The organism is Sphingomonas sp. GW822-FHT03G08, assembly GCF_058801135.1.
This window is the reverse complement of record NZ_JBXAMZ010000001.1, coordinates 3,004,143-3,023,945: the sequence shown is the minus strand read 5'-3', so window position 1 is coordinate 3,023,945 and position 19,803 is coordinate 3,004,143. Positions and strand designations below refer to the sequence as shown.

General features: G+C 67.9%; 21 protein-coding genes. 16 read left to right on the top strand and 5 right to left on the bottom strand.

Annotated elements, in window-relative coordinates; translation table 11 throughout:
* Positions 1–103 precede the first annotated feature (103 nt).
* Positions 104–535 carry a peptidylprolyl isomerase gene (locus AC1RJ5_RS13980; protein ID WP_221416155.1) on the top strand — a complete coding sequence of 144 codons (432 nt, stop codon included), beginning with the start codon at positions 104–106 and terminating at the stop codon, positions 533–535.
* Positions 536–577: 42 nt separating this feature from the next.
* Here AC1RJ5_RS13980 and AC1RJ5_RS13975 read toward each other — a convergent pair whose 3' ends face one another.
* Positions 578–1,477 carry a LysR substrate-binding domain-containing protein gene (locus AC1RJ5_RS13975; protein WP_184163206.1) on the bottom strand — a complete coding sequence of 300 codons (900 nt, stop codon included), beginning with the start codon at positions 1,475–1,477 and terminating at the stop codon, positions 578–580.
* 351 nt (positions 1,478–1,828) lie between these two features.
* Here AC1RJ5_RS13975 and AC1RJ5_RS13970 point away from each other — a divergent pair, with 351 nt between their 5' ends.
* On the top strand, positions 1,829–4,123 hold the full coding sequence (locus AC1RJ5_RS13970; protein ID WP_342249233.1) for a CDC48 family AAA ATPase: 2,295 nt from the start codon (positions 1,829–1,831) through the stop codon (positions 4,121–4,123).
* 144 nt (positions 4,124–4,267) lie between these two features.
* Here the strand turns inward: AC1RJ5_RS13970 and AC1RJ5_RS13965 are convergent, their stop codons facing one another.
* Together AC1RJ5_RS13965 and AC1RJ5_RS13960 are read right to left on the bottom strand one after the other, a co-directional pair.
* Entirely contained in the window at positions 4,268–5,503 is a 1,236-nt protein-coding gene (locus AC1RJ5_RS13965; protein WP_493114697.1) for an MFS transporter, read from the bottom strand.
* Positions 5,504–5,547: 44 nt separating this feature from the next.
* On the bottom strand, positions 5,548–5,871 hold the full coding sequence (locus AC1RJ5_RS13960; RefSeq protein ID WP_493113857.1) for an antibiotic biosynthesis monooxygenase family protein: 324 nt from the start codon (positions 5,869–5,871) through the stop codon (positions 5,548–5,550).
* A gap of 266 nt (positions 5,872–6,137) precedes the next feature.
* On the opposite strand from AC1RJ5_RS13960, the gene AC1RJ5_RS13955 reads away from it, so the two are divergent.
* Positions 6,138–6,887, top strand: a complete 750-nt coding sequence (locus tag AC1RJ5_RS13955; RefSeq protein ID WP_493113855.1) for a sulfite exporter TauE/SafE family protein — start codon at positions 6,138–6,140, stop codon at positions 6,885–6,887.
* Between the two features lie 31 nt (positions 6,888–6,918).
* Here the strand turns inward: AC1RJ5_RS13955 and AC1RJ5_RS13950 are convergent, their stop codons facing one another.
* Positions 6,919–7,854 carry a ribose-phosphate pyrophosphokinase gene (locus AC1RJ5_RS13950; RefSeq protein WP_184163198.1) on the bottom strand — a complete coding sequence of 312 codons (936 nt, stop codon included), beginning with the start codon at positions 7,852–7,854 and terminating at the stop codon, positions 6,919–6,921.
* A gap of 128 nt (positions 7,855–7,982) precedes the next feature.
* On the opposite strand from AC1RJ5_RS13950, the gene gltX reads away from it, so the two are divergent.
* From gltX to AC1RJ5_RS13905, 9 genes are all read left to right on the top strand, one after another.
* Entirely contained in the window at positions 7,983–9,308 is a 1,326-nt protein-coding gene (gltX, locus tag AC1RJ5_RS13945; RefSeq protein ID WP_269573368.1) for a glutamate--tRNA ligase, read from the top strand.
* Between the two features lie 85 nt (positions 9,309–9,393).
* Positions 9,394–10,071, top strand: a complete 678-nt coding sequence (locus AC1RJ5_RS13940) for an energy transducer TonB (RefSeq protein ID WP_342249230.1) — start codon at positions 9,394–9,396, stop codon at positions 10,069–10,071.
* Positions 10,072–10,136: 65 nt separating this feature from the next.
* Positions 10,137–10,484, top strand: coding sequence for a hypothetical protein (locus AC1RJ5_RS13935; protein ID WP_184163191.1), 348 nt, complete (start codon positions 10,137–10,139; stop codon positions 10,482–10,484).
* A gap of 14 nt (positions 10,485–10,498) precedes the next feature.
* A complete protein-coding gene (ribD, locus tag AC1RJ5_RS13930) occupies positions 10,499–11,428 on the top strand; it encodes a bifunctional diaminohydroxyphosphoribosylaminopyrimidine deaminase/5-amino-6-(5-phosphoribosylamino)uracil reductase RibD (protein ID WP_342249281.1) in 930 nt (309 codons plus the stop codon).
* Positions 11,428–12,036 (top strand): riboflavin synthase, encoded by a 609-nt coding sequence (locus AC1RJ5_RS13925; protein ID WP_269573371.1) that lies wholly within the window; start codon positions 11,428–11,430, stop codon positions 12,034–12,036. The genes ribD and AC1RJ5_RS13925 overlap by 1 nt, the downstream gene beginning before the upstream one ends.
* Entirely contained in the window at positions 12,023–13,159 is a 1,137-nt protein-coding gene (gene ribB, locus AC1RJ5_RS13920; RefSeq protein ID WP_269573372.1) for a 3,4-dihydroxy-2-butanone-4-phosphate synthase, read from the top strand. The genes AC1RJ5_RS13925 and ribB overlap by 14 nt, the downstream gene beginning before the upstream one ends.
* 1 nt (position 13,160) lies before the next feature.
* A complete protein-coding gene (gene ribH / locus AC1RJ5_RS13915) occupies positions 13,161–13,580 on the top strand; it encodes a 6,7-dimethyl-8-ribityllumazine synthase (RefSeq protein ID WP_493113851.1) in 420 nt (139 codons plus the stop codon).
* A 322-nt stretch (positions 13,581–13,902) separates the two neighbouring features.
* Positions 13,903–14,061 carry a hypothetical protein gene (locus AC1RJ5_RS13910; RefSeq protein WP_269573373.1) on the top strand — a complete coding sequence of 53 codons (159 nt, stop codon included), beginning with the start codon at positions 13,903–13,905 and terminating at the stop codon, positions 14,059–14,061.
* Positions 14,062–14,153: 92 nt separating this feature from the next.
* Positions 14,154–14,882, top strand: coding sequence for a carboxypeptidase-like regulatory domain-containing protein (locus AC1RJ5_RS13905; protein WP_493113849.1), 729 nt, complete (start codon positions 14,154–14,156; stop codon positions 14,880–14,882).
* Here AC1RJ5_RS13905 and AC1RJ5_RS13900 read toward each other — a convergent pair.
* Positions 14,879–15,985: an alkene reductase gene (locus AC1RJ5_RS13900; RefSeq protein WP_493113847.1), complete on the bottom strand. Its 1,107-nt coding sequence runs from the start codon at positions 15,983–15,985 to the stop codon at positions 14,879–14,881. The genes AC1RJ5_RS13905 and AC1RJ5_RS13900 overlap by 4 nt on opposite strands.
* 56 nt (positions 15,986–16,041) lie before the next feature.
* Between AC1RJ5_RS13900 and AC1RJ5_RS13895 the strand changes: the two genes are divergently transcribed.
* From AC1RJ5_RS13895 to feoB, 4 genes are read left to right on the top strand one after another with little or no spacing between them, the layout of a single operon-like run.
* Positions 16,042–16,971 carry a DMT family transporter gene (locus tag AC1RJ5_RS13895; RefSeq protein WP_269573376.1) on the top strand — a complete coding sequence of 310 codons (930 nt, stop codon included), beginning with the start codon at positions 16,042–16,044 and terminating at the stop codon, positions 16,969–16,971.
* Positions 16,968–17,627 carry a COQ9 family protein gene (locus AC1RJ5_RS13890; RefSeq protein WP_446745952.1) on the top strand — a complete coding sequence of 220 codons (660 nt, stop codon included), beginning with the start codon at positions 16,968–16,970 and terminating at the stop codon, positions 17,625–17,627. Before AC1RJ5_RS13895 ends, AC1RJ5_RS13890 begins: the two co-directional genes overlap by 4 nt.
* A 33-nt stretch (positions 17,628–17,660) precedes the next feature.
* Positions 17,661–17,945 (top strand): FeoA family protein, encoded by a 285-nt coding sequence (locus tag AC1RJ5_RS13885; RefSeq protein ID WP_493113844.1) that lies wholly within the window; start codon positions 17,661–17,663, stop codon positions 17,943–17,945.
* The gene (feoB, locus tag AC1RJ5_RS13880) at positions 17,942–19,792 is read left to right on the top strand and encodes a ferrous iron transporter B (RefSeq protein ID WP_493113842.1); all 1,851 of its coding nucleotides are present in this window, start codon (positions 17,942–17,944) and stop codon (positions 19,790–19,792) included. Before AC1RJ5_RS13885 ends, feoB begins: the two co-directional genes overlap by 4 nt.
* Positions 19,793–19,803: the final 11 nt, after the last annotated feature.

The window sequence follows — 19,803 nt, the reverse complement described above, 5'->3', positions numbered from 1 at the left end:
CTGCCATTGCCGGCCGTGATTTGCAAGTCGCCCCGCGCGCTACTAGGTGCAGTGCAAATCCTTCTCAGGAGTAATCTGCGTGTCCGAACCCACCAAGCTCGTCATGACCCTCGATACCGGCGACGTGCACATCCAGCTGCGTCCCGATCTCGCTCCCAAGCATGTCGAGCGCATCGCTACCCTTGCCGACGAAGGCTTCTATGACGGCGTGATCTTCCACCGCGTGATCGACGGCTTCATGGCGCAGGGCGGCGATCCCACCGGCACCGGCATGAGCGGCTCGAAGCTGCCCAACCTGCCCGCCGAGTTCAGCCGCGAGCCGCATGTCCGCGGCGTCTGCTCGATGGCGCGCACGATGGATCCGAACAGCGCCAACTCGCAGTTCTTCATCTGCCTCGACGACGCGACCTTCCTCGACGGCCAGTACACCGTCTGGGGTGTGGTCACCGAGGGCATGGAGCATGTCGATGCGCTTCCCAAGGGCGAGCCGCCGCGCGAGCCGGGCAAGATCGTCAAGGCCCGTACCGAGGCCTGATCGAACGAAGAGCCCCTCCCGATCCGGAGGGGCTTTTTGTATCTAGGCGACGCGATCTGCTTCGAGCACGTCGATCAGCCAGTCGTGGAACAGCTTCACCGGCCGCGTGGTCAGCGCGCGCGGGCGGCAGACGAACCAGTAGCTGTAATCGCTCTCCACGGTCAGGTCGAAGAGCTGGACCAGCCGGTCGTCGCGCGCCGCCTCGAAATGCGATTCGAGCATGAAGGCGACGCCAAGGCCCTGCGCGGCCGCCTCGAGCATCAGCGTGCCCGAATCGAAATGGTCGATCGCGGCCGGCTCGATTTCCTGCTCCGAGAGCCCCGCCGCCGCGCGCCATGCCGTGAACGTGTCCGCCATGTCGCGGTGGACCAGCGCGGTCAGCTTCGACAATTGCTCCGGCCGGGTGATCGGGTCGGCACCTTCCAGCAGCGAGCGCGCGCCGATCACATAGACGCGGTTGCGGTCGAGCCGCTTGGCGTAGAGCGTCGGGTCGATGTCGCGCGCCACCACGATCGCCGCGTCGAGCCCGTCGCCCAGCCGCGCCACCGCATGGCCGCCGGTGTCGACGTCGAGGTGGAGCTCGGGATGCTTGCGCTTGAGGTCGCCCATGTGCGGCATCAGCCGCTGGGTCGCGAACAGCGGCAACAGGCCGAGGCGCAGGCGCAGCAGCTCGGTGCCGCTGGTCATCGTCTCCACCGCATCGGCCATGGTATCGAGCGCCGGGGCGATCATGCCGAGCAGCCGGTCGCCATCGTCGTTGAGCTTGAGCGCCTGGTGGCGCCGCTCGAACAGCGGCTTGCCGATGAAGCGCTCGAGCGCCTGGACGCGGCGGCTCAGTGCCGGCGAGGAAAGCGCCAGCTCCTCGGCGGCAGCCTTGATCGATCCCAGTCGCGCGACCTGCACGAACGCCTCGATTGCCGTCAGGGGAGGAAGTCGTCGCATCTCGCTCTCTTTTTGTTGCGCTGCGTCATTATCCTTGGCGTGGGTTTTGCTCCACGCCAATGCCCTTTTGGGTGTTAGCCATATATCACCTTTGTTATCACCGATTGCAAGTTGTGCACGCGTTAATGTTTCTTTTCGCACTTGCACAAAAACCGGCCGCACTGCACAAAGCACGTGCCTTTCAGGCATCCTCTCCTAAAACTTTCCCGGCCGGTCCTCGAGATCGGCCTTTTTTTTGGCCGCGCGATTCGCGCCGGGCCATGCCCGGTGCCGGGCGCTGCCGCCTCCGCCGTTGCGGCGGCGAAATCCGCACCCCATGTTCCCCGCACAACGCCTGCGGAGAACAGAAACATGGCGGACGAAGAAGCGCAGCCGATCAAGCTGCAAGTTGCCAATGCCCGGCCCGAGGACAGCGGCCGTGGCCTCGCGCATCTGCCGCGCGCCCTGATGGCGCGGCTCGGCCTCACCGAAGGCGATGTGATCGAGATCGTCGGCAAGCGCGCCACCCCGGCGCTTGCCGTGCTGCCCTATGCCGAGGACGAGGGCCTCGAGATCCTGCGCATCGACGGCCTCCAGCGCGCCAATGCCGGTGTCGGCTCGGGCGATTTCGTCGAGGTGCGCAAGGCGGTGTCCAAGCCCGCGACTCGCGTGGTGTTCGCGCCTGCCCAGCAGAATCTCCGCCTCCAGGGCAGCGGCGAGGCGCTCAAGCGCGTCTTCTTCCAGCGCCCGCTGGCCCAGGGCGATGTCGTCAACACGAACGCCCAGCAGCGCGCGGACATCCCGCCCCAGGTCGCCCAGTTCCTCCGCGCGCCCGCCTATGCGCTGCAGGAGATTCGCCTCAACGTCGTCTCGGCCAGCCCCAAGGGCATCGTCCATATCGACGAGAATACCGAGGTCGAGCTGCGCCCCGAATATGAGGAGGTCGGCGGCGACGGCCGCCGCGCCGACGTCACCTATGACGATATCGGCGGCATGGCCGGCACGATCGACCAGCTCCGCGAAATGGTCGAGCTTCCCTTGCGCTATCCCGAGCTCTTCCAGCGCCTGGGCGTCGATCCGCCCAAGGGCGTGCTCCTCCATGGCCCGCCCGGCACCGGCAAGACGCGGCTCGCCCGCGCCGTCGCCAACGAGTCGGACGCGCAGTTCTTCCTGATCAACGGGCCCGAGATCATGGGCTCGGCCTATGGCGAATCGGAGGGGCGCCTGCGCCAGATCTTCGAGGAAGCGGCCAAGGCGGCGCCGTCGATCGTCTTCATCGACGAGATCGATTCGATCGCGCCCAAGCGCGGCCAGGTTTCGGGCGAGGCGGAGAAGCGCCTCGTCGCCCAGCTGCTCACGCTGATGGACGGGCTCGAGGCGCGCGCCAACATCGTCGTCATCGCCGCGACCAATCGCCCCGATGCGATCGACGAGGCGCTGCGCCGGCCGGGCCGGTTCGACCGCGAGATCGTCGTCGGCGTGCCGGACGAGCGGGGCCGCCGCGAGATTCTCGGCATCCACACCCGCGGCATGCCGCTCGGCGACAAGGTCGATCTCGGCGAGCTCGCCCGCACCACCTTCGGCTTTGTCGGCGCCGACCTGTCGGCGCTCGCCCGCGAGGCGGCGATCGAGGCGGTGCGCCGGATCATGCCGAAGCTCGATCTGGAGAAGGGCACGATCCCGCCCGAGGTGCTCGATACCCTTGCCGTCACCCGCGAGGACTTCCTCGAGGCGCTCAAGCGCGTCCAGCCTTCGGCGATGCGCGAAGTGATGGTCGAGGCGCCGCGCGTCCGCTGGGAGGATGTCGGCGGGCTCGACGATGCCCAGATGCGGCTCAAGGAAGGCGTCGAGCTGCCCTTGAAGGATCCCGACGCGTTCCGCCGCCTCGGCATCCGCCCGGCCAAGGGCTTCCTGCTCTATGGGCCTCCGGGCACCGGCAAGACCCTGCTCGCCAAGGCCGTCGCGCGCGAGGCGGAGGCGAACTTCATCGCCACCAAGTCGAGCGACCTGCTCAGCAAATGGTATGGCGAATCGGAGCAGCAGATTGCGCGCCTGTTCGCCCGTGCCCGCCAGGTCGCGCCCTGCGTGATCTTCATCGACGAGCTCGATTCGCTGGTGCCGGCGCGTGGCGGCGGCCTGGGCGAGCCCCAGGCGACCGAGCGCGTGGTCAATACGATCCTGTCCGAGATGGACGGGCTCGAGGAGCTGCAGTCTGTGGTGGTGATCGGGGCGACCAACCGGCCGAACCTGATCGACCCGGCGCTGCTGCGTCCCGGACGGTTCGACGAGCTGATCTATGTCGGCGTGCCCGATGCGGCCGGACGGGAACGGATCCTGCGCATCCAGACCGAGAAGATGCCGCTCGCCGGCGACGTCGATCTCAAGGCGATCGCCGAGCAGACCGAGCGCTATACCGGTGCCGATCTGGAGGATGTGGTCCGCCGCGCCGGCCTGGTCGCGCTGCGCCAGTCGCTCCAGACCAAGGAAGTGACGCAGGCGCATTTCGACGAGGCACTCGCCGATTCGCGCGCCACGGTCACGCCCGAGATGGAGAATGAGTACCAGGCGATGTCGGGCCGGCTGAAGCAGCAGGCCTCGGCGATCCAGCCGCTGGGGTTCATCGCTCCCGGCATGCTCCAGGGCCGCGGCCCGAAGGGTGCGGACTGACCACTATCGCTCCCCTCCCTGCAAGGGAGGGGCTGGGGGTGGGTGGAGTGCTCGCGTTCCGGAATGGCCTGGCGATGCGGCATCCGTATTGCCAGGCCTCTACCCACCCCTCGATCCCCTCCCTGGAAGGGAGGGGAGGCGCGTTCATGCCCGCCGCGTCGCCACCCAGGCATAGACCAGCAGACACCCCAGCGCCCCCGCCGCGGTCAGGTACGGCAGCGGCCGCCACACCTCGTATAGCCCCACCCCGATCGATGGCCCGAGCACGAACGCCGCGCCGTTCACCGACGTGACCTTGCCCGCCACCGAACCCTGCGATTCCGCGCCTACCCCCAGCGAGGCACCAGCGGTGAATCCCGGCCGGGCGAAGCCCATCCCCAGCGAGATCAGCGCATAGCCCATCGCGATGCCGTACAGCGTCGTCGCGGTGCCGGTCGCCACGCAGCCGAGCAGCCCCAGCGCGGCACCCGTCAGGATCAGCGCGCGCGGGCGCAGGTCGAGCATCGGGATCAGTCCCCATTGCGCGAGCAGCGACGCGCCGGCACCGATCATCAGCACCAGCCCGGTCGGGTGCAGCGCTTCCACCGGGGGCAATTGCATCCGGTCGATCACCAGGAAGCCGATCGCCTGGCCGGTCATCGCCTGGGCATGGCCGATGATCAGGCCCGCGACGATCCAGGCGCGGATGCGCGGATCGAAATAGCGGACATTCTCGCTGGTCTCCTCGGCGGTGGCGGCGGTCACCGTGGCGCCGGTGCCTTGCCCGCCGATCGAGGGATAGGAGATCGCGGCGCCATGGGCATGGCCCTCGTCCTTGGGCAGGCCCCGGGCGGCGGCGATCCAGATCACCGCGCCGATCGCGCTGGCGGCAAAGGCGGGGCCGGCGAGCCCTATCAAGGGTCCTCCCGGCCAGAGATGCCCCATCACAAGATAGGGTGCGATCGCCGGGCCCAGGATCGTGCCGAGTCCGAAGGCGGACGCGAGCAGGGTCAGCGCCTGGGTCCGCTCCTCGCGGCTGGTCCGCCCGGCGACGATCGCCTGCACCGCCGGCGGCGCCGCCGATCCGAAGGTCCCGTAGATCACCCGTCCGGCGACAAAGGCGATGAAGGTCGCCACCGGCCCCAGCCAGCCATTGATCCCCAGCGCCAGGCACAGGCCGCACAGGCCCAGCGACACGGTGAAGCCGGCGATGCCGATCAGCACCATCAGGCGGCGGCCATGCCGGTCGGACCGGTTGGCCCAGAAGGGGGCGGAGATCACCCAGAGCAGGGCGGAGACCGAGAAGACCGCGGCGACGGCGCTGTCGGGCGCATGGAGCGAACGGCCGAGCGCCGGCAGCACCGATTGCAGCGCGGTATTGCCCGCCGCGATGACGAGCATGACGGTGAACAGCAGCCCGAAGGTGCCGTCGACCCGCCGGAACTTCACGGCCGCTGCCAGCTATAGCTGCGCCCGATCTCGGCGACATGGAGCATGTACCAGCTATACCAGCGCCCGCGCCCGGCCTCGCGCGTCTCGGCATGTTCGGGATGCTGGCGCCAGGCCACGGCGCTGGCTTCGTCGGCCCAATAGCTGAGCGTGATCGCCTGGGCCTGGTCGTTGCCGACATGATCGACGCCGCGATAGCCCGGCTGCTGCGCCGCCAGCGCATCCATCCGCGCCGCGGCCTCCGCATAGCCCGCCGGGTCCGTGCCGGTGCGCTCGGAAATGAACATGACGACGGTTTGCCCGCTGCGATCCTCTGCCATGGACCCTGCCCCTAACCTAACCGTCACCCCGGCGAAAGCCGGGGTCTCAGGCGAAGGCGCATGACGCCGCCCCGCGCCGAGCTCCGATGGCGCCGAAGGGCAGCGCTGCCCACAACTCCCCCGTCACCCTGAACTTGTTTCAGGGTCCAACTCTCCACCGGCGATATCCCTCGCGGCGCCTTGGATGCTGAAACAAGTTCAGCATGACGAAGGAGGATGGCGGCCCCCACTTTCGCTTGCCGGCATTTGCCCGTAGCGCCTGCGCCATGATCACCGATTGGCATTTCTACGCGTTCGCCGTGCCCGCGGTGATCCTGCTCGGCCTTTCCAAGGGCGGGTTCGCCGGGATGGGCGCCCTCTCCTTGCCCCTGCTCGCCTTCGCGATCGATCCGGTCCGCGCCGCCGCGATCACCCTGCCGATCCTGATCGCGCAGGATGTGGTCGGTGTCTGGGCGTTCCGCCGCACCGTCGATTGGAAACTGCTCGGCTGGATGCTGCCCGGCTCGATGCTCGGCATCGCGCTCGGCTACTGGTTCGCAGCCAGCGTTCCCTCCGCGGCGGTGATGGCGATGGTCGGGGCGATCTCGATCCTGTTCGGCGCCTATCGGCTCTGGGCCGCCCGCAACGCGACGCCGAAGGACACTGCCCGCTGGCCGGACTGGATCGGATCGCTGTTCGGAATCGCCTCGGGCTTCACCAGCCAGATCGCCCATGCCGGCCAGCCGCCCTTCCAGCTCTGGGTGCTGCCGCGCAACCTGCCGCGCGATGTGCTTGTCGGCACCACCGCGATCTTCTTCGCCGCGACCAACTGGATCAAGGTGCCGGCCTATCTCGCGCTCGGCCAGTTCACCCGGGCCAACCTCATGACCTCGGCCGCGCTGCTGCCGCTCGCGCTGGTCTCCACCGTTGCCGGCGTCTGGCTGGTGCGCAAGGTCGATGCGGCGCGCTTCTACACCGCGATCTATGTGCTGATGATCGCAGTCGGCATCGCCCTCGTCGCCGAGGCGCTTCGCTGAACTCCCCTCCCTTCCAGGGAGGGGAAGCAGATCAGTCGAACAGGCTGGAGACCGAGCTCTCGTCCGCGATGCGCTTGACCGCTTCGGCAAGCAGCGGCGCGATCGTCAGGTGGCGGATCTTGCTGCTCTCGGCGATCACGGCGTGGTTGCCGATCGAGTCGGTGATGACCAGCTCGGCCAGCGCCGAACCATCGACCCGGGCGACGGCACCGCCCGAAAGCACGCCGTGCGTGCAATAGGCGACCACGTCCTCGGCGCCCGCCGCCTTGAGCGCGGCGGCGGCGTTGCACAGCGTACCCGCCGAATCGACGATGTCGTCGATCAGGATGCAGAAGCGCCCTTCGACATTGCCGATGATGTTCATCACTTCCGATTCGCCCGGGCGCTCGCGGCGCTTGTCGACGATGGCGAGCGGAGCGTTCTCCAGCCGCTTGGCCAGCGCGCGGGCGCGGACCACGCCGCCCACGTCGGGCGAGACCACCATCCACTTCTTGTCGGGGAAGCGGCTGTGGATGTCGGCGCTCATCACCGGTGCGGCGAAGAGATTGTCGGTCGGAATGTCGAAGAAGCCCTGGATCTGCCCGGCATGCAGATCGACCGAGAGGACACGGTCGGCGCCGGCGGTGGTCACCAGGTTGGCGACCAGCTTGGCCGAGATCGGGGTGCGCGGACCCGGCTTACGGTCCTGGCGGGCATAGCCGAAATAGGGGAGCACCGCGGTGATGCGCTTGGCCGATGCGCGCTTCAGCGCATCGATCATGATCAGCATCTCCATCAGGTTGTCGTTCGCCGGATAGCTGGTCGACTGGAGCACGAAGACGTCCTCGCCGCGGACATTCTCGAGGATCTCGACGAAGATCTCCTCATCCGCGAAGCGGCGGACATTCGCCTGGGTCAGCGGAATCTCGAGATACTCGGCGATCGCCTTGGCGAGCGGCGCGTTCGAATTGCCGGCCAACAATTTCATCGAAAATCTCCAGCGTGTCCCGTTGCGCCCCTTTGTCAGCCGATTCCCGGCGGGGCAAGACGGGGAAGTGCTTATACACGGCTAATGCATCGGTGGCGTGGCTTTCACGGCACGGCTAAGGGCAGCACATGACCGTCACCACCCGCTTCGCGCCGAGCCCCACCGGCACGCTCCATGTCGGCAATATCCGCACCGCGCTCCACAACTGGATGTTCGCGAAGCGGCATGGCGGGCGGTTCCTGCTGCGGATCGACGATACCGATGGCGAGCGCTCGGAGGAGCGCTTCGTCGCGGCGATCCGCGCTGATCTCGCCTGGCTGGGGCTGCATCCCGATGGCGAGGAACGCCAGTCGGCCCGGTTCGATCGCTACGAGGCGCGGCTGGCCGAGCTGGCGGCCGCGGGGCGGGTCTATCCGGCGTACGAGACGGCGCAGGAGCTGGAGCTCAAGCGCAAGGTGCTGCTCGGGCGCGGCCTGCCGCCGGTCTATGACCGCGCTGCGCTGGCGCTGAGCGATGCGGACAAGGCGAAGCTGGAGGCCGAGGGCGTCCGCCCGCACTGGCGCTTCAAGCTCGACCATGACGCCATGATCGAGTGGGACGACATGGTCCGCGGCCCGCAGCGCTTCGATCCGAAGACGATGAGCGATCCGGTGGTGCGCCGCGCCGACGGCAGCTGGCTCTATCTGCTCCCCTCGGTGATCGACGATATCGATATGGGCATCAGCCATGTCGTGCGGGGCGAGGATCATGTCTCGAATACCGCGACCCAGCTCCAGATGTTCGCCGCGCTCGGTGCCGAGCCGCCCCGCTTTGCCCATGAGGCCCTGCTCACCGGCAGCGAAGGCAAGCTCTCCAAACGGCTCGGTTCGCTCGGGTTGGATCATTTCCGCGGAGCAGGGATCGAATCCCAGGCCCTGCGCGCCCTGCTAGCCAGACTCGGCACCAGCGATCCCGTCGAGCCCTTTGTCGATTCGGCGCCGCTGGTCGAAAGCTTCGACTTCGCCCGGTTCGGCCGCGCGCCCGCGCGGTTCGACGAGGAGGAACTGGCCCAGCTCAACGCCCGCATCGTCCACCAGCTCGGCTATGCAGCCGTGCAGGATCGCCTGCCCGCCGGCATGAGCGAAGCAGGCTGGGACGCGATCCGCCCCAACCTCTCCACTGTCGCCGAAGCCGCCGACTGGTGGCAGGTGGTCGAAGGCCCGGTGCATGCCGAGATCGCCGAGGAGGACCGCGCCTTCCTCGCCCAGGCCGCCGGGATCGCCACCGGGCTCGACTGGGCAGACCCCTGGCCGGCGCTCACCGGCGCGCTCAAGGAAGCGACCGGCCGCAAGGGCCGCGCGCTGTTCCTGCCCCTGCGCCTCGCCCTTACCGGCCGCGAGCATGGCCCGGACATGGCGGCTTTGCTCCCGCTGATCGGCAAGGATGCTGCCCTGGAGCGCCTGCGCGGCACATGATCGCAAAAACATTTGCACGCAAAATGTAATGTTGTATCATCACTGGAGTCGGCTCAGTCCGGCAATGGAGATGGAGTGCAACGCCATGTACGCTGAAACTCGCTACCGGCCCCAGCAATCGCGCACCGTCAGTATCGGGGCGTCGCTGCTCTTCAGCGGGGCGATCATCATCGGGATGATCTATTCCTCGCCCAACTTCGTCCGGATCATCAGGGACACCACCCTCACCACCTATCCGGTCGAGGAGCGGCTGCCGCCGCCGGTCGAGAAACCCAAGGAACAGCCCAAGCCCGATCCCAAGCCGGCAATGCAGCCGCCCGTCACTGCGCCCGATCCGGTCATCAAGACCATGCCCACCGACAACAGGATCGAAACCACGCCGGATATCCCGTCGGTCACACCGGACAACAGCAAGCCGGTCGAAACTGGCCCGGTGTTCAAGCCGGAACCGCGCGTCGAGCCCGCGGTGCTGCCTTTGGTCGGCGCGCGCCGTGACCCGCGCTACGCCGAGGACTTCCAGCCCGCCTATCCCGCCTCCGAACTGCGTGCCCAGCGCGACGGACGCGTCTCGGTCCGGGTGCTGGTCGGCGCCGATGGTCGAGTGAAATCGGTCGAGCAGGTCAGTGCCACCAGCGCCGCCTTCTTCGACGCGACCAAGCGCCAGGCACTGTCCAAATGGCGCTTCAAGCCGGCGACGCGCGGCGGCGTCGCGGAGGAAAGTTGGATGACGCTCAGCGTCACCTTCGAGATCAAGGACCAGTAACGGGACGTTCTTGATAGCGCGGGGGCTGGCTCTCGGGCCCCCGCGCTCCTATCTTCGGCACCAAGATGGACTACCTCAAGAGATTCAACCCGCTGCTCGCCTTTGGCGATTTCAGGCGCTGGCTTGCCACCCGCAAGACCTATGAGCTGTGGTTCATGATGCTCGCCATGGTGGTCACGCTGGTGATCCTCTACATGTTCGTGAAGGATTCGGCCGTCGAGGCGCCCTACAAGCGCGACATCATCTATGTGCAGCAATGGCGCCTCGATCGCAGCGACGCCGATATCAAGGCGCAGCAGGCCAAGGACCTGCCCGAGGAGCTGAAGCGCAAGGCCGAATATGAGGCGGCGCAGAAGAAGCGTCAGGCCGAATTCAAGAAATATGACGATTGGCTGACCCAGCACGGCTTCTGAGCGACACGCGCTGGATGGGGGCTGCGCTCGCGCTGGCGGAGCGGGGCAGGGGGCGGACTGCGCCCAATCCCAATGTCGGCTGCGTGATCGTGCGCGATGGAATCGCCGTCGGACGCGGCTGGACCCAACCCGGCGGCCGGCCGCATGCCGAAGCGATGGCACTGGCGCAGGCCGGCAAGAAGTCGCGCGGCGCAACTGCCTACGTCACGCTCGAACCCTGCGCGCATGAGTCGGTGCGCGGACCGGCCTGCTCCAACCTGCTGGCCGCTGCCGACGTCGCCCGCGTGGTAATCGCACTTGGCGATCCAGATCCACGCACCAATGGGGCAGGGACCGCCCGCCTGCGTGCCGCCGGAATCGAAGTGACCGAAGGCGTCCGCACCGAAGAGGCGCGGCGTTCGATGGCCGGTTTCCTCACCCGGCTGGAGCGGGGGCGCCCGTTCGTCACGCTCAAGCTCGCCACCTCGCTCGACGGCCGCATCGCGCTTGCTTCGGGCGAGAGCAAATGGATCACCGGTGAACAGGCGCGGGCGCATACCCATCTCGAGCGTGCCCGGCACGAGGCGATCCTGGTCGGCCGGCGGACGATGGAGATCGACACCCCCCGGCTCGACGTCCGCCTGCCCGGCCTCGAGGATCGTTCGCCGCGCAGGCTGGTGCTTTCTGCTGCCGGTGAACTGAAATCCCCGGCGGACATTGCGAAGCTGGAGGGCATCAACCATCTGTTCGTCGAGGGCGGGGCCGAGACCGCAGCGTCCTTCCTGCGCGCCGACCTGGTCGATCGGCTGCTGCTCTACCGCGCGCCGATCCTGATCGGCGGCGACGGGCGGCCGGCGCTTGGGGATATTGGTCTCACCCGGCTGGGCGATGCCCAGGATCGCTGGCGGCTGGTAGAAAGCCGCATGCTTGGCAAGGACAGGATGGAGGCCTACGAGCGCGCCTGATGTTTACTGGAATCGTCACCGATATCGGCACCGTCGAGGCAACCGAGAAGCAGGGCGACCTGCATGTCCGCGTCTCCACCGCCTATGAAACCGGGGGCATCGATCTCGGTGCGTCCATCTCCTGCTCGGGCGTCTGCCTGACCGTGGTCGACAAGGGCCCGGCCTGGGTCGCGTTCGACGTGTCGGGCGAGACGATCAGCCGCACGGCCGAGGGCATGTGGACCTCGGGCCGCAAGCTCAACCTGGAGCGCGCGCTCAAGCTCGGCGACGAGCTGGGCGGCCATATCGTCACCGGCCATGTCGATGGCATCGGCACGGTCAAGTCGATCGAGGAGATCGGCGGCTCGCATCACATCGTGATCGCCGCCGGCCCCGAGCTCGCGCCCTATGTCGCGCCCAAGGGCTCGATCACCGTCGATGGCGTCTCGCTCACCGTCAATGCGGTGCGCGACACCGATGCCGGCGTCGAGTTCGACCTCAACATCATTCCGCACACCGCCGCCGTTACCACGTTCGGCGCACTTGAAGCAGGGCAGGCCGTCAATCTCGAGATCGACGTGCTCGCCCGTTACCTGCAGCGCATGGAGGCGCTCCGTGGCAAAGCCTGAACTCGCCCGCCTGAAGCATGGTTTCCTCTCCTCGCCCGAGGAGCTGATCGACGAGGCCCGTAACGGCCGCATGGTTATCCTCGTCGATGACGAGGACCGTGAGAATGAGGGCGACCTCGTCATCCCCGCCCAGATGGCGACGCCCGACGCGGTCAATTTCATGGCGCGCTTCGGCCGTGGCCTGATCTGCCTGGCGCTTACCGCCGAGCGCGGCCGACAGCTTCAGCTGGAGCCGATGGCACGCATCAACGGCACCCCGCTGGGCACCGCCTTCACTGTCTCCATCGAGGCGAAGGAAGGCATCTCGACCGGTATCTCCGCCGCCGATCGTGCGCGCACCGTCGCGGTGGCGATCGATGCGACCAACGGTCCGGATGCGATCACCTCGCCCGGCCATGTCTTCCCGTTGATCGCCAAGGACGGCGGTGTTCTCGTCCGCACCGGCCATACCGAGGCTGCGGTCGATCTGGCGCGGCTTGCCGGGCTCAATCCGTCGGGTGTGATCTGCGAGATCATGAAGGACGACGGCACCATGGCCCGTCTCGACGATCTCATCGCCTTCGCCCAGTTCCACAATCTCAAGCTCGGCACGATCCGCGACCTGATCGCCTATCGCCGCCGCCACGACCATCTCGTCGAGAAGCGTGCCGAGACGCGGTTCGAGAGCGAGTGGGGCGGCGAGTGGACCGCGCTGACTTTCTGGAACAAGGCAACCGAGAGCGAGCAGGTCGCGCTGGTCAAGGGCAAGATCGATCCCGCCAAGCCCACGCTCGTCCGCATGCACGCGCTGTCGCCCTTCTCTGACATCTTCGGCGAGGGCGGTGCGCGCGGCGGTCTGCTGCGCCGGTCGATGGAGCTCATTGCCGAGGAGGGTTCTGGCGTGGTCGTGGTGATCAACAAGCCGCGCCCCGATCAGTTCACCGTCGCGCTCCAGGCACGCGCCGGCACGCTCGAGGAAAAGGACATGGACGAGCTGCGCGACTATGGCGTCGGCGCGACGATCCTCACCGAACTCGGCGTGCAGGACATGGTCCTGCTCACCAATACGCACCACACGCTCGTGGGACTCGACGGCTATGGCCTGTCGATCGTCGGCGAGCGTCCCATCGATACCGGAGAATGACTTGGCACGTGTCCTGATCGTCGAAGCGCGTTTCTACGCGCATCTGAATGACCTGCTGCTCGAAGGCGCGCGCGCCGCGATCGAGGGAGCGGGCCACAGCCACGAGACCATCACCGTCCCCGGCGCGCTCGAGATTCCCGGCGCGGTGGCGATGGCGGCGGAGAGCGGCCGCTACGACGCGTTCGTCGCGCTTGGCGTGGTGATCCGCGGCGAGACCTATCACTTCGAGGTCGTTTCGAACGAAAGCGCCCGCGGCCTGATGGCGCTGGCGATGGATTCGCTGCCGATCGGCAACGGCATCCTCACTGTCGAGAACGAGGCCCAGGCGCTCACCCGCGCCAAGCCGGACGAGAAGGACAAGGGCGGCGAGGCTGCTAAGGCGGCGCTGGCGATGCTGGCGCTCAAGAGCAAGTTCGGCTGATCCGATGGACATGCCCCCGACCCGCTACCGTGTAGTGGAGCAGGGGCGTCGCCTGATCGTGATCGATACGCAGGCGGGGCGGTCTTCCTCCGCGCCTGTTGTCGTATCCAGGCCCGAACTATTTGCGGACCGGCGGCGCGCCATGGAAGCACCGCGACCGCAATCACAGGTTCAATCCCCACCCCGCCCGTCAGGCTCGCCCGAACCCCTTGGGCGCTATGCTGGAGGGGAGGGATTCAGTTTCGTCAGCGCGCGCTGGTATGATGGCGAGGGGCCGCGGCGTATCCGGCTCGACCAGGACGGAGTCACGCAGCTTGTTGCGGTGCTGCTGATCGGTCTTGTCGTCCTGGGCTTCTTCGTCACGCTGATCGGCTGGCCGATCCTGCTGGTGCTCGGCTTCCTGGCGTTCAATCCCAAGACCCGCGCCGGCCTGCGCACCGCCGGCGCTACCTGGCTGACCGCGATCGACCGGCCGCAATAGCTCCGTCGAGACATGGTCCGCGCCCGTCGCGGTTCGATTGCTCCCGATCCTCCCGCGCGGCAGCCCGCGCGGGACACCTTCGGGAGGGATCCATGTTCCGCTATGCCATTGCCTTTGCCCTGATCTCGCTCGGCTGTGCCTGCGCGCCTTCGCCCAGTCAGGCCCAGGCACAAAGGGGCAGCGTGAGCGGCCGGGTGGTCGACGGCCAGGGCAGGCCGGTCGCCGGCGCCGAGATCTATGTGAACTACCAGTCCTTCGGCGGCGGTCGGGCGATGCAATATGGCGCCAGCCACCAGCGCGGGACCCGGACCGGTCCCAACGGCACCTACAGCATCCGCGTCGCCGACATGGCGCCGGGCGAATACAGCGTCTCCGGCTATGCCACGCTCAACGTCAACGGACAGCGGATCCAGGTAAAGCTGATCCCCACCAATGAAGCGAACTTCGCCAGCACCGCCGCGACGGTGCGCAACTTCCGGCTCGGCTATACCGAAGGCAGCGGCGAGAGCAGCTACGGGGTCGGCGGCATCGTGCTGGTGCAGACCGCGGTGATGGACTTCACTCCGCTCGGCGAAGTCGAAGTGACGCTGGTCCCCTCAAAGGGCGGCGCACCGCTCACCCGCCGCCTGCGCCAGACCGGGGAGGGCTGGGTGGCGACGGGCGTGCCGTTCGACGATTATCGGGTCAGCGTCCGCCACCAGGGCCGCCAGCTGCTCGTCCGTGACGGCGGCAGCGGCCCCTGGGTCGACAGCTTCACGGGCAGGTTCAAGCCGCTCGGCGCGTCCAGCTACGAGATGCGCATCGACATCAAGCAGCCCTAGGCGGCCCTGGCTTCCCAGGCGGGATAGTCGGTATAGCCCTCGCTCCCGCCGATATAGAACAGCTCCTCGCGCTGCGGGTTGAGCGGCAGGCGCTCACGCAGGCGCAGCGGCAGGTCCGGATTGGCCAGGAAGGTGCGGCCATAGGCGATCGCATCGGCCTCGCCCGCATCGAGCGCGGCCTGGGCGTCGTCGAGGTGATAATCGGCGTTGAGGATCAGCGGCCCCTTGAAGACCTTGCGCATCCCCGGATGGACCGGCGGATGATCGGGCAGGCCGCGCGTGCCGCCCGGGCGCGGCTCGCGCATCTCGAGAAAGGCGATGCCGATCTCGTCGAGCGTCGCCGCCGCCGCTTCGAACAGTGGCGCCGGGTTGCTGTCGTTGATGCCCTGCACTTCGCCATTGGGCGAGAGCCGCACGCCGGTGCGATCGCCGCCGATCGTGTCGACCACGCGCTGGGTGACTTCCCTGAGCAGCCGCACCCGATTGGGGATCGAGCCGCCATACTGGTCTTCGCGGAAGTTCGAATTGTCGCGCAGGAAGCTGTCGATCAGATAGCCATTGGCGGCATGGACCTGCACCCCGTCGAAGCCGGCGCGGATCGCGTTGCGGGCGGCGCGGGCATAGTCGTCGAGCAATCCGGGGATCTCGTCGGTGCGCAGCGGCCGGGCCTGGGCATAGGGGCGCTTGATCTCGCCGCTCTCCTCGGCCGGATAGGTGCGGACGCTGCCCGGCGCGGTGTTCGCCGAGGCCGAGACCGGGGCTTCGCCGCCGAGGAAATCGGGATGGACCAGCCGGCCCATGTGCCACAGCTGGGCGACGATGCGGCCGCCGGCTGCGTGCACCGCCTCGACCACCGGCTTCCACGCATCGGTCTGCGCGTCGCTCCACAGGCCCGGGGCATAGGCCCAGCCGAGGCCCTGCTGGCTGATGCCGGTGGCTTCGGAGATGATGAGGCCGGCGCTGGCGCGCTGGGCATAGTAATCGGCCATGATCGGCGTCGGCACATGCTCGCGCGTCGCGCGGCCGCGCGTCAGCGGCGCCATGAACAGGCGGTTCGGCGCATGGATCGCGCCCAGCTGGATCGGATCGAACAGGTTCGGCATCGTCGCAAATTCCCTAACGACTGTGACGACGGCCAAATAGGTGGCTAAGGGGGCGCATGCATCGGCCCGCCCCTTCAAGAAAAGCTTCGTCGCCGCAAACCGGCTCTGCGTTGCCGATCCTCGCCTTGCTTGCCGGCAACATCGCGCTCGCCTTCGGGCCGTGGTTCGTGCGTCTGGCCGATGTCGGGCCGGTATCCGCCGGTTTCTGGCGCCTCGCCATCGCCGCGCCGATCCTGATCGCGCTGGCCTTTGCCGGGCAGAAGCGCCCCTTCGCCGCGGCAGGCGGCCTGTGGCCGGCGATCGCGCTGGGCGGCATCGCCTTCGCCGCCGATCTGGCGAGCTGGCATGTCGGCATCCTGCAGACCACGCTCGCCAACGCCACGCTGTTCGGCAATTCGGCGACCCTGATGTACCCGATCTATGGCTTCCTCGTCGCCCGCATGTGGCCGACGCGGACCCAGGGCCTCGCACTCGCGCTCGCCGCCGCCGGCGCCGGGCTGCTGCTCGGGCGCTCCTACCAGCTATCGCCCGATCATCTTGTCGGCGACCTGCTCTGCCTGCTCGCCGGCACGCTCTACACCGTCTATTTCGTGCTGATGAGCAAGGCGCGCGAGGCGATGGCGCCGATCCCGGCGCTTGCGCTCTCCACGCTCGCCGGCATCCTGCCGCTGGCGCTCGCGGCCCATCTGATGGGCGAGACCTTTTGGCCCCAGCATTGGGGAATCCTGGTCGGCCTCGCGCTGGCCAGCCAGGTGGTGGGGCAGGGGCTGATGATCTACGCGATCGGCCATCTCCCGCCGCTGGTGGTCGGCATCGGCCTGCTCTCCCAGCCGATCGTCGCCGGGATCGTCGGCTGGAGTGCCTATGGCGAGAAGCTCGGCCTGGCCGATTTCATCGGTGCCGTCCTCGTCGCGATCGCGCTCGTGCTGGTGCGCAGCGGCGGCTCGCGGCTTGCGCCGGAAGCTGAGGGGGTTAAATCGCAATGATGGACCTGAAGGACGCGACTCTCGACGAACTGCGCGCCGCGCTTGCCCCGCAAGTGGCGGCCAATGCGGCGTTCGACGGCTGGAACAACCGCGCGCTGGACGCCGCCGCCGATACGCTCGGCGTCGACCGCGATGTCGCGCATCTCGCCTTCACCGATGGCCCGGTCGCGATGATCGACGCCTGGTTCGCCCATATCGATGCCGCGATGCTCGCCCGTTTCACGCCCGAGCAGCTGGCGGCGATGAAGATCCGCGCCCGCATCACCGCCCTGGTCGAGGCCCGGCTCGATCTCGCCGCTCCGCACCGCGAGGCGCTGCGCCGGGCGCTCGCCATCCTCGCCATGCCGCAGAACGCCGCGCGCGGCGCGAAGCTCGGCTGGCGCGCCGCCGATGCGATCTGGCGTGCCGCGGGCGATACCGCCACCGACTATAACCATTATACCAAGCGCATGACGCTCGGCGCCGTCTATGGCTCGACGATCGCGGTGTTCCTCGACGATGAGAGCGAAGGCCAGGCCGATACCCGCGCCTTCCTTGCCCGCCGCATCGAGAACATCATGCAGTTCGAGCGGACCAAGGCGAAGTGGCTGACCCCGCCCGAGCATCATTTCAGCCTGTCGCGCTTCATCGGACGGCTGCGCTATCCCGCCGTATAAAACCGCACTGGCGCATCCCGGGCGCAATTGATAATGACTCGCAGCATGAATGCCCCCGCTGCGATTCCCGTGCCCATTCCGCTTGCCAGCCTGCCCCGCCACAAGCCCGGTGCCGTCGCCACTGTCGACTGGAGCAAGCTGAGCGAGCCCGAGGGCAGGCGCCTGCGCGAGCTGGGGCTCGATGAGGGCGTGGAAGTCGAGCTGCTCCACAAGTCCGGCCTGCTCGGCGGCGGGCCGATCGCCTGCCGCATCGGCCGGATGACCGTCGCGCTGCGCCGTCACGTCGCCTCGGCGATCCAGGTCAGCCCCCGGTCATGAACGCGGCCCCGCTGGTTGCGCTGGTCGGCAATCCCAATGCCGGCAAGAGCGCCCTGTTCAATGCCCTTACCGGCGCTCGCCAGAAGGTCGGCAACTATCCCGGCGTCACCGTGGAGCGCCATGCCGGCCGCTTCTCGCTGCCCGATGGCCGCCCGGTCGAGCTGCTCGACCTGCCCGGCACCTACAGCCTCGATCCCTCGAGCCCCGACGAGCAGGTCACCCGCGACGTGCTGGTCGGCAAGCAGGAAGGCGAGCGGCTGCCCGACGCGATCATCGTCGTCGTCGATGCCACCAATCTCGACAACCACCTGCGCTTCACGCTCCAGCTGATCGCGCTGGGCCTGCCGGTGGTGGTCGCGCTCAACATGGTCGACATGGCCGAGCGCGACGGGCTGATCCTCGATCCCCAGGCGCTCGAGCGCGAGCTCGGCGTGCCGGTGGTCGCCACCGTCGCGGTGCGCAAGCGTGGGCTCGACATGCTCAAGGAGCGGCTGGGCGATGTGGTCCGCGGTGACCACAAGCTGCGCACGAGCGACGGCGTCCAGCACGAGATGGTCGTGCTCCAGCGCCGCGCCCGCCAGATCGCCACCGCGGTCACCATCTCCGAGACCGCCGCGCGCCGCTGGACGCACCGGATCGACGCGATCGTGCTCCATCCGGTCGCCGGGCCGATCATCCTGCTCGCGCTGATGTTCGTCATGTTCCAGTCGGTCTTCGCCTGGGCCGAGGCGCCGATGGGCTGGATCGAGGCCGGCATGGCCTGGATCGAGGACGCGGTTTCGGGCGCGCTGCCCGCCGGCTTCGTCCGCGATTTCCTCACCCAGGGCCTGATCGCCGGCGTCGGCGCGGTCGTGGTGTTCCTGCCGCAGATCCTGATCCTGTTCGCCTTCATCCTGGTGCTCGAGGCGACCGGCTACATGGTCCGCGCCGCGATGCTGATGGACCGGGTGATGTCCAGCGTCGGCCTGTCGGGCCGCGCCTTCATCCCGCTGCTTTCCAGCTTCGCCTGCGCCGTGCCCGGCATCATGGCGACGCGGACCATCGCCGACGAGAAGGACCGGCTCACCACGATCCTGATCGCGCCGCTGATGACCTGCTCGGCCCGCCTGCCGGTCTATGCGATCATCATCGGCGCGCTGATCCCCGATCGTGCGATCCTCCCGGGTATAGGCCTGCAGGGGCTGGTGCTGTTCGGCCTCTATATCCTCGGCATCGCCGGCGCGTTCGGCGCGGCGCTGCTGCTTCGCCGCACGGTGACCAAGGGCGCGACGTCGGGCTTCATGATGGAGATGCCGAAATACCAGGCGCCGCGCATCGGCGACGTGTTGCTCGGCCTGTGGCAGCGCGCGATGATCTTCCTCAAGCGCGCCGGCACCACCATTGCCGCGACCGTGGCGATCCTCTGGCTGCTCGCCACCTTCCCCCAGGCGCCCGCCGGGCAGAAGCAGAGCGAATATTCGATCGCCGGCCGCATCGCGAGCGGGATCGAGGTCGTGGTCAAGCCGATCGGCTTCAACCACGACATCTCGCTGGCGCTGCTCCCCGCGATGGCGGCGCGCGAGGCGGCGGTGGCGGCCATCGGCACCGTCTATGCGGTCGACAATCCCGAGGATGCGCGGGGCGAGGCGACGATCACCGAGAATCTGCGCGCCCGCTGGACGCTGCCGACCGCGCTCGCCTTCCTGATGTGGTTCGTCTTCGCGCCCCAGTGCATCTCGACGATCGCGGTGACGCGGCGCGAGACCAATGGCTGGAAATGGCCGATGTTCATGATCGGCTATCTCTTCGCGCTGGCCTATGTCGCGGCGGGGCTCACCTATTGGAGCGCGGTGGCGCTGGGGTTGTAGCGGCTGCCTCT

What these genes read in the sequence shown, in the direction of transcription:
- AC1RJ5_RS13980 (WP_221416155.1), top strand. Translation starts at nt 104, where the DNA reads ATGACCCTCGATACCGGCGACGTGCACATCCAGCTGCGTCCCGATCTC.
- AC1RJ5_RS13975 (WP_184163206.1), bottom strand. Translation starts at nt 1,477, where the DNA reads ATGCGACGACTTCCTCCCCTGACGGCAATCGAGGCGTTCGTGCAGGTC.
- AC1RJ5_RS13970 (WP_342249233.1), top strand. Translation starts at nt 1,829, where the DNA reads ATGGCGGACGAAGAAGCGCAGCCGATCAAGCTGCAAGTTGCCAATGCC.
- AC1RJ5_RS13965 (WP_493114697.1), bottom strand. Translation starts at nt 5,503, where the DNA reads ATGCTCGTCATCGCGGCGGGCAATACCGCGCTGCAATCGGTGCTGCCG.
- AC1RJ5_RS13960 (WP_493113857.1), bottom strand. Translation starts at nt 5,871, where the DNA reads ATGGCAGAGGATCGCAGCGGGCAAACCGTCGTCATGTTCATTTCCGAG.
- AC1RJ5_RS13955 (WP_493113855.1), top strand. Translation starts at nt 6,138, where the DNA reads ATGATCACCGATTGGCATTTCTACGCGTTCGCCGTGCCCGCGGTGATC.
- AC1RJ5_RS13950 (WP_184163198.1), bottom strand. Translation starts at nt 7,854, where the DNA reads ATGAAATTGTTGGCCGGCAATTCGAACGCGCCGCTCGCCAAGGCGATC.
- gltX (WP_269573368.1), top strand. Translation starts at nt 7,983, where the DNA reads ATGACCGTCACCACCCGCTTCGCGCCGAGCCCCACCGGCACGCTCCAT.
- AC1RJ5_RS13940 (WP_342249230.1), top strand. Translation starts at nt 9,394, where the DNA reads ATGTACGCTGAAACTCGCTACCGGCCCCAGCAATCGCGCACCGTCAGT.
- AC1RJ5_RS13935 (WP_184163191.1), top strand. Translation starts at nt 10,137, where the DNA reads ATGGACTACCTCAAGAGATTCAACCCGCTGCTCGCCTTTGGCGATTTC.
- ribD (WP_342249281.1), top strand. Translation starts at nt 10,499, where the DNA reads ATGGGGGCTGCGCTCGCGCTGGCGGAGCGGGGCAGGGGGCGGACTGCG.
- AC1RJ5_RS13925 (WP_269573371.1), top strand. Translation starts at nt 11,428, where the DNA reads ATGTTTACTGGAATCGTCACCGATATCGGCACCGTCGAGGCAACCGAG.
- AC1RJ5_RS13905 (WP_493113849.1), top strand. Translation starts at nt 14,154, where the DNA reads ATGTTCCGCTATGCCATTGCCTTTGCCCTGATCTCGCTCGGCTGTGCC.
- AC1RJ5_RS13900 (WP_493113847.1), bottom strand. Translation starts at nt 15,985, where the DNA reads ATGCCGAACCTGTTCGATCCGATCCAGCTGGGCGCGATCCATGCGCCG.
- AC1RJ5_RS13895 (WP_269573376.1), top strand. Translation starts at nt 16,042, where the DNA reads ATGCATCGGCCCGCCCCTTCAAGAAAAGCTTCGTCGCCGCAAACCGGC.
- AC1RJ5_RS13890 (WP_446745952.1), top strand. Translation starts at nt 16,968, where the DNA reads ATGATGGACCTGAAGGACGCGACTCTCGACGAACTGCGCGCCGCGCTT.
- AC1RJ5_RS13885 (WP_493113844.1), top strand. Translation starts at nt 17,661, where the DNA reads ATGACTCGCAGCATGAATGCCCCCGCTGCGATTCCCGTGCCCATTCCG.
- feoB (WP_493113842.1), top strand. Translation starts at nt 17,942, where the DNA reads ATGAACGCGGCCCCGCTGGTTGCGCTGGTCGGCAATCCCAATGCCGGC.